We start from the raw sequence: 7802 nt of genomic DNA, 5'->3' as shown, positions 1-7802 counted from the left end.
TTCTGTTCGTTCTTATAACTGCTTAAAACGCGCTGGTATTAATACAGTACTAGAACTTGCGAATAAGTCAGAAGACGACATGATGAAAGTTCGTAACCTTGGACGTAAGTCACTTGAAGAAGTAAAAGCGAAGTTAGAAGAGCTTGGTTTAGGGTTACGCAAAGAAGACTAAGCGATTTAAACAAAACTTACAAGATCAGATATTTTTTATAAAGGAGGGAAACATCCATGGGTTACAGAAAACTTGGTCGTACAAGTTCTCAACGTAAAGCGATGTTACGTGACTTAGCTACTGATTTAATCATCAACGAGCGTATCGAAACTACTGAAGCTCGCGCTAAAGAAGTACGTAAAGCTGTTGAAAAAATGATTACTTTAGGTAAACGCGGTGATTTACATGCACGCCGTCAAGCTGCTGCATTCATCCGTCGTGAACTAGTAACAACTACTGATGCAGAAGGTAACGAAACAACTTCATTTGCACTTCAAAAGTTATTTGATGATGTTGCACCACGTTATGCAGAGCGTCAAGGTGGTTACACTCGTATTCTTAAAGTAGGTCCTCGTCGTGGTGACGGTGCACCTGTTGTTGTGATTGAATTAGTTTAATCATAAGAGAAGACAAGTGGTGAAGAGGGTGGAATCACCACCCTCTTTCTTTATTAACGATTTATACGACAAATAATTAAGCTGAGCGTTATGATGAGCGGACACTGTTGTGTGGCGTCTCGTTTAGCTCTCCGCACCTCATTCAGAGGGAACAAGGGCTTGAGCACCCGCGTTTCTTGAAAATGTAACGACTAGCGCATTTCTATCGAATGAGGTGCGCGCTTTTTTATTTTTTAGGGAAGTAAGAGATAGCGCCAATTTAATGGTGCTTTTTTTTATAGGCTGATTTTTTAATGGTAGTAAGTTGGGGGAGTATAGGGTGTCTCGTTCCAATATTTGATATATTCTTAAAAGATGGCCTATAAATTATAGTTAGGCTTATATGAGACAGACAAAAGAATGGCAAGTGATTTTAGCACTTTTCTTTTATCGACATACTGATTGTAGTAGAATTCATACATAAAAAAGTGTAAGTTAGTTAGTAGAGCTGAGCATGTAGAGAGGAGTTCTAGAAATGCCAGAAATTTTATCATTAAATAATGTGACATTTTCATATACACCAGAAGAAAAAGAAAGTCGCAATGCTGTCGAGAATGTAAGCTTTGCGGTACAGGAAGGGGAATGGATTGCCATTGTTGGCCATAACGGTTCCGGTAAATCCACTATTGCAAAGCTAATGAATGGATTGCTTTACCCACAGCAAGGTGATGTCCGTATTTTACGTCAACCATTGAGTGAAGAAAACCTGTGGGAAAGCCGTTCACAAATAGGCATGGTTTTTCAAAATCCAGACAATCAATTTGTTGGTGCGACAGTGCAGGATGATGTTGCTTTCGCTCTTGAAAATAACGGAGTACCGTTTGAAGAGATGGTAGAACGTGTACATGCAGCACTCGATCAAGTAAAAATGGGTGATTTTTTAGATCATGAGCCACATCATTTATCGGGTGGGCAAAAGCAGCGTGTTGCTATTGCAGGCGCACTTGCGTTGAAACCCAAGCTCCTTATTCTTGATGAAGCTACTTCTATGCTAGATCCACAAGGACGTGTTGAAGTGTTACAAACAGTTCAAACTTTACGTGCTGAAACAGGGTTAACGGTACTATCTATTACGCATGATTTAGAGGAAGCCATGCTTGCAGATCGTGTTCTCTTTATGAATGACGGAAAGAAATTTGCTGAGGGTACACCTGCTGAAATTTTTACACTTGGGGACAAGCTAGTTGAGTTCGGGTTAGACTTGCCATTTGCCATGAAGTTATCAAAGTTATTGCAAAAGGAAGGTGTTCCATTAATGGGACAACATATGACAGAAGAAGAGTTGGTGAATGATTTATGGACATCAAACTTCAACAAGTAAGCTATGCTTATGCACAGGGTACACCTTTTGAAAAACGTGCATTATTTGATGTGGATTTTGAAATCCCTTCACATACGTATCAGGCAATTATCGGACATACGGGTTCCGGTAAATCGACAATTCTTCAACATTTTAATGCACTTCTAAAACCAACATCTGGAGAAGTACATATCGGAGATCGCATTGTTGTAGCTGGAAAAAAGGCCAAGGATTTAAAGGCTGTACGTCAAAAGGTTGGTATTGTGTTTCAATTCCCGGAGCATCAGCTGTTTGAAGAAACTGTATTAAAGGATATTATGTTTGGTCCTATGAACTTTGGTGTTTCGGAGCAAGAGGCAGAAGCACGAGCAAAGGAGCTAGTAGGCTTAGTAGGCTTACCAGGGGACGTACTTGAAAAATCACCTTTTGATTTATCAGGTGGACAAATGCGCAGGGTAGCAATTGCTGGCGTTTTGGCGATGGAACCTGAAGTGATTGTTTTAGATGAACCAACTGCAGGGCTTGATCCACGTGGTCAGAAAGAAATTATGGATATGTTTTATAAGCTACACAAGGAACGTGGCCTAACAACGATACTCGTTACGCATAGTATGGAGGACGCAGCTCGTTATGCAGATAGTATTATCATTATGCATGAAGGGAAAAATGTACTAAGTGGCACACCTCAAGAAATTTTCAAGGATGTAGAGACATTAAAGAATTTCCGCTTAGAACCACCTCGTATCGTACGATTTCAACAAAAAATCGAAAAAATGATAAACAAATCCTTCTCGAAGATATGTTTAACCGAAGAAGAGCTAGCAACTGAAATTGCTCGGGTCCTAAGAGAGGAGCGTGGACAGTCATGATGGAGAAAATGATATTTGGGCGCTTTCTTCCAGGGGATTCTCCAGTTCATAAGCTCGATCCACGATCAAAGCTTATATTTGTGTTTGCATTCATTATTATTGTTTTTTTAGCAAACAACACAGTGACATATGCTTTGCTATTAGCTTTTACCTTACTCATTGTGCTAGTGTCACGTATTCGTTTGTATTTTTTAATTAATGGTCTAAAGCCAGTACTTTTTTTAATGGCGTTTACCTTCTTAATTCATATATTTATGACGAAAGAAGGCGCCCCAGTATTTGAGTGGAAGTTTATCACTATTTATGAAGAAGGTATCCGACAAGGGATATTTATTTCGATACGTTTTCTAGTTCTAGTGTTTATGACATCTATCTTAACGCTTACAACGTCACCGATTTCCATTACGGATGGCATTGAAGTGCTGCTAAATCCATTAAAAGCGGTAAAAGTGCCTGTACATGAGTTAGCTCTGATGATGTCTATTTCATTGCGTTTTATTCCAACGTTAATGGATGAAACAGATAAAATTATGAAAGCACAAATGGCACGTGGTTCGGATTTATCTTCTGGACCAATAAAGGATCGTATTAAAGCGGTTGTGCCATTATTGGTACCTCTCTTTGTAAGTGCTTTTAAACGAGCTGAAGATTTAGCAACAGCTATGGAGGTAAGAGGCTACCGTGGTGGCGAAGGACGTACGAGATATCGCAAGCTAAAATGGGATATGAGTGATACATTTGCACTTATGTTATTAGTAGCAATGGCCGTATTACTATTCTTCTATAGAAGTTAAAAGGAGTAAGCTTTATGCGACGATTAAAAGCAATTATAAGTTATGATGGGACGCAATTTTCTGGCTATCAAGTACAGCCTGGGGAGCGTACGGTACAGGCAGAGCTTGAACGTGTTCTAGCCATTATGCATAAAGGGGAAAAGATAAAGGTAACAGCAAGTGGACGTACAGATGCAAGAGTGCATGCAACAGGTCAAACATTGCATTTTGATTCACCACTCGCGATTCCAGTAGATAAATACATGAAGGCATTAAATGTTCAACTGCCAAGAGATATTCGAGTAATGTCGATTGAAGAAGTAGCAGCCGATTTTCATGCTCGCTACAGTGTAACAGGAAAGCGGTACCGATATATATGGTCATGTGAGCCTGTACAAAGTCCATTTCGCAGACATTACACTGTAGAGACAAATGGTGTGAAACCAAATGTTGAGGCAATGCAGGATGCAACAAAGGCTATTATCGGTACACATGATTTTTCATGCTTTTGTGCAGCTAATACAAGTGTCAAAGATAAGGTGCGCACAGTGACTACACTACAATTTGAATGGTATGGTGAGGAGTTACATATGGTGATCGAAGGAAATGGCTTCTTATATAACATGGTTCGTATTATCGCAGGCACGCTGTGGGAAGTTGGTATAGGACGTCGTGACATGGAGAACGTGGAGCAAGTCGTTAAATCTATGAATCGCGATAAGGCGGGTAAAACTGCACCGCCACAAGGTCTATACCTTGAGAAAGTCTTCTATTAAAAGAATCACCACCAAAAGTTAAAATGCCATTTGTTAGAACGTATGCCATGCATATAAGTCGGAACGGAAATCAACCACTCGTTTTGGTGATGAGCCATTATTATGTTATAAAATTTTTGACACGAAATAACATTATATTTAAAAAATGAAGGCTAATAAAAGCCCTAATTTAACCAATAAATGAATCTGAACAACTTCTCCAGGTGTTTATTGAAATTGCTTGACTTTAAAAGTCATTCATTATATGATAACAGATGGTATTTTCATTACCACCACAAATAAGCCCCGAAAACTTATAGTGTAGTTTAATGAAAAATAACGGTAATCGAATCGATTAGGAGGATATATACATGCGTACAACATTCATGGCTAAAGGTCACGAAGTAGACCGTAAATGGCTAGTAGTTGATGCAGAAGGCCAAACTCTTGGACGTTTAGCTTCTGAAGTAGCTGCTATCTTACGTGGTAAACATAAACCAACATTCACACCAAACGTTGACACAGGTGATCACGTAATCATCATCAACGCTGACAAAATCCATTTAACTGGTAACAAATTAGAGGGTAAACTTTACCGTCACCATACTCAATTTTCAGGTGGATTAAAAACTCGTACTGCTGGTGAAATGCTAGACAAGTACCCAACAAGAATGATCGAATTAGCAATCAAAGGGATGCTTCCTAAAAACTCTTTAGGTCGTAAAATGTTCGGTAAACTAAACGTTTACACTGGAACAGAACACCCACATGCTGCACAAAAACCAGAAGCATACGAGCTTCGCGGATAATATAAATTAAGAGGAGGATATTACTTTGGCACAAGTTCAATACATCGGCACTGGTCGCCGTAAAAGCTCTGTAGCTCGCGTACGTTTAGTACCAGGTACAGGTAAAATTGTTATCAACAAACGTGAAATCGAAGAATACGTACCATTCGCTGCATTACGTGAAGTAATTAAACAACCATTAGTAGCTACTGAAACTACAGGAAGCTATGACATCCACGTAAACGTTAACGGTGGTGGATACACTGGTCAAGCTGGTGCAGTACGTCACGGTATCGCTCGTGCTCTACTTCAAGTAGACCCAGAATTCCGTGCTGCATTAAAATCTGCTGGATTACTTACTCGTGATTCACGCATGAAAGAACGTAAAAAACCAGGTCTACGCGGCGCTCGTCGTGCACCTCAGTTCTCAAAACGTTAATATCGTTGTTATATCAACGTTTCCAAACCCTGCCCCACTTCCGTGGGACAGGGTTTTTTTGGTTCTATAATATTTGTTGGGGTATTCACACAATTCCGCGCATAAAAAAAGCACAGATTCGCCGATTTATATATACTTGAATTGTCGAGAAACAAGTAATAGAAAGGTGAACTGTGCAAATGAATTTTAACATGAATATCCCAGGATTAAAAGATGTAGAGATTACGAAAGTAGAAGAAGTAGGCGATCGAATCGCATTGTATGTACAATTGCCTAAATGTACGCATCAATGTCCAGTTTGTAAAAAAGAAACATCGAAAGTTCACGATTATCGTATACAGAAGATCAATCATTTAAAATGGTTTGAACGTTTAACTATTCTTTTCTATAAGCGTCGTCGTTATGTTTGTAATTGTGGTAAGCGTTTCTCTGAAAAATCCCCCTTCGTAGATAAATATCAACGCTACTCAAAAGAATGGAATCAAGTGGTGAATGTACGGGCTATTAAAGCCAAAACATTTAAAGAAGCTGCAGAAGTACTAGGTACATCAACCACGACGGTCATTCGCCGTTTTAAAAAGGTAGCAAATAAACAATTAGTAGAGGGTGTACGTTTACCAAAAGCAATTGCGATTGATGAGTATAAAGGCGATACGGATGCAGGTACGTATCAGCTAATAATTGCGAATGCGGAGACGCACGAGCCGATTGATATTTTACCGAATCGTAAAAAAGAAACAATAAAAAATTACTTAAGTCAGTATGGAGCAGATGTTGAAATAGTGGTCATGGATATGAATCCAAGTTTTAAAGCAGCTGTTCGTCAAGCACTAGGTCGACCTGTTATTGTGGCAGATCGCTTTCATTTTAGCCGTTATATCTATTGGGCAATGGATGAAGTGCGCCGACAAGTACAAAAAGAATGGGACAAATACAATCGCACAAAGTGTAAACGCATGCGTCATGTGTTTTATAAACGTGCATCTAAATTATCACCGAAACAACAGTGGTACTTACAGCGCTATACAGAAATGTCTGAAACATTAAAAGTAGCTCATGAATTAAAGGAAGCCTATTGTGAATGGTTTGATTGGGCAAAGACAAAGAATGATGTCGTAGAAGTGAAGAAGCGATTACAAGCTTTTTACCGTAAAGTAGAAGAGACAAAATTACCAGCTTTCTTAAAAGCAATTCAAACATTTAAAAACTGGCAAGTAGAAATCTTAAATAGCTTTAGTTTTGGTTATTCCAACGGCTTCTTGGAAGGCATTAATAATAAAACAAAAGTGATGAAACGGAATGCATATGGCTTTCGACGCTTCGATCACTTTCGAGCAAAAATCTTATTAAATTTAAAGTATAAAGATATCGGGGTTCATCTGGGTTAACGCGCTAAAAGAATGCACCACCCCAACATTTGACTTAGAACCGTTTTTTTTTGTTTGAAAACGAGCTAACTATGAAAAAACTATACGAATTAAAACTTCATGAAATCCTCGAATGCTTTAGCTGCTCTTTCTTTTGCAGAACTTGTAACATGGGTATAGATATCCATTGTTGTTTTAATGTCACTATGTCCTAGACGAGCTTGAACAACCTTGATTGTCACACCAGCTTCAAAGAGTAAAGAAGCATGTGTATGACGTAAAGCGTGTACAGTGATGTTTGGTAGTTCCAAATGGTGTGGACTAAGTGTTATTCATTTAGTTAGACACGAGTGAAAATGAATTAGATTGATTTGAAGATTTGAGTGTTCTCCACAATAGTGAAGAGGTGTTTCACTAACTCTTAAAATTTGTTGTACTTTATCAAACATACTATGATTATTTACTGTGTAATGGAAGAAAACGGCATCATAATTTGTTATATAGTTTAAATTCTTATTTAATTGATTTGGATTTAAATACTTTAAATTTGGTAGCACCTTTGAAAGATTTGAATACCATTTTGGATTTCCACCTACTAATAGTAGTTTTTTCTTTAATAAAAAACTTATTATTTCATCAAAATCAAATGCATTTTCATTAGTATTGGCTAAAAGGGTATCATTGATTGATTTATACTCATTGATTGTATTAATTAAAATAACATTTTGTTTTTTTATATCTGTTAGCTCATTTAGTAGAGCAGCATTTTCTTTTTGTAACTTACTGATTTCTTTTTCTTGAGCTAAGGTATTATTTTGCAGAAACAAATTTTCTTTTGATAATTGATGTTCAGTTGCTTGTAA

Annotated in this window: 9 protein-coding genes and 2 pseudogenes (1 of these 11 running past the window's edge); 9 read left to right on the top strand and 2 right to left on the bottom strand. The window is 38.0% G+C overall.

From position 1 onward, the window contains the following. The 9 genes and pseudogenes from ACFCYJ_RS11695 to ACFCYJ_RS11655 all read left to right on the top strand — a co-directional run. Positions 1-172: pseudogene (locus tag ACFCYJ_RS11695) on the top strand (DNA-directed RNA polymerase subunit alpha); it begins 737 nt to the left of the window's first position. A 56-nt stretch (positions 173-228) separates the two neighbouring features. After that, positions 229-609, top strand: coding sequence for a 50S ribosomal protein L17 (gene rplQ, locus ACFCYJ_RS11690; protein ID WP_012296051.1), 381 nt, complete (start codon positions 229-231; stop codon positions 607-609). A 514-nt stretch (positions 610-1123) separates the two neighbouring features. Further along, on the top strand, positions 1124-1969 hold the full coding sequence (locus tag ACFCYJ_RS11685; RefSeq protein ID WP_376074139.1) for an energy-coupling factor ABC transporter ATP-binding protein: 846 nt from the start codon (positions 1124-1126) through the stop codon (positions 1967-1969). Then, positions 1945-2817 (top strand): energy-coupling factor ABC transporter ATP-binding protein, encoded by an 873-nt coding sequence (locus ACFCYJ_RS11680; protein ID WP_376074138.1) that lies wholly within the window; start codon positions 1945-1947, stop codon positions 2815-2817. Before ACFCYJ_RS11685 ends, ACFCYJ_RS11680 begins: the two co-directional genes overlap by 25 nt. Continuing rightward, positions 2814-3611 carry an energy-coupling factor transporter transmembrane component T family protein gene (locus ACFCYJ_RS11675; RefSeq protein WP_376074137.1) on the top strand — a complete coding sequence of 266 codons (798 nt, stop codon included), beginning with the start codon at positions 2814-2816 and terminating at the stop codon, positions 3609-3611. Before ACFCYJ_RS11680 ends, ACFCYJ_RS11675 begins: the two co-directional genes overlap by 4 nt. Before the next feature lie 14 nt (positions 3612-3625). Further along, positions 3626-4366, top strand: coding sequence for a tRNA pseudouridine(38-40) synthase TruA (gene truA / locus ACFCYJ_RS11670; protein ID WP_376074136.1), 741 nt, complete (start codon positions 3626-3628; stop codon positions 4364-4366). Between the two features lie 350 nt (positions 4367-4716). Next, positions 4717-5154, top strand: coding sequence for a 50S ribosomal protein L13 (gene rplM, locus ACFCYJ_RS11665; RefSeq protein ID WP_376074135.1), 438 nt, complete (start codon positions 4717-4719; stop codon positions 5152-5154). 25 nt (positions 5155-5179) lie between these two features. Then, on the top strand, positions 5180-5572 hold the full coding sequence (gene rpsI / locus ACFCYJ_RS11660) for a 30S ribosomal protein S9 (RefSeq protein ID WP_376074134.1): 393 nt from the start codon (positions 5180-5182) through the stop codon (positions 5570-5572). Between the two features lie 173 nt (positions 5573-5745). Further along, complete coding sequence (locus tag ACFCYJ_RS11655) at positions 5746-6960, top strand: ISL3 family transposase (RefSeq protein ID WP_376074133.1); 1215 nt, start codon at positions 5746-5748, stop codon at positions 6958-6960. An 89-nt stretch (positions 6961-7049) separates the two neighbouring features. Here ACFCYJ_RS11655 and ACFCYJ_RS11650 read toward each other — a convergent pair. Continuing rightward, positions 7050-7247: pseudogene (locus tag ACFCYJ_RS11650) on the bottom strand (tyrosine-type recombinase/integrase); the annotation flags it as partial. Positions 7248-7271: 24 nt separating this feature from the next. Next, on the bottom strand, positions 7272-7802 hold a 531-nt coding region (locus ACFCYJ_RS11645), incomplete at its 5' end, for a hypothetical protein (RefSeq protein ID WP_376074132.1).

This window comes from Lysinibacillus sp. NPDC056232 (genome assembly GCF_042267565.1).
Classification (GTDB): Bacteria; Bacillota; Bacilli; order Bacillales_A; family Planococcaceae; genus Lysinibacillus.
This window is presented reverse-complemented; position numbering and strand designations above follow the sequence as displayed.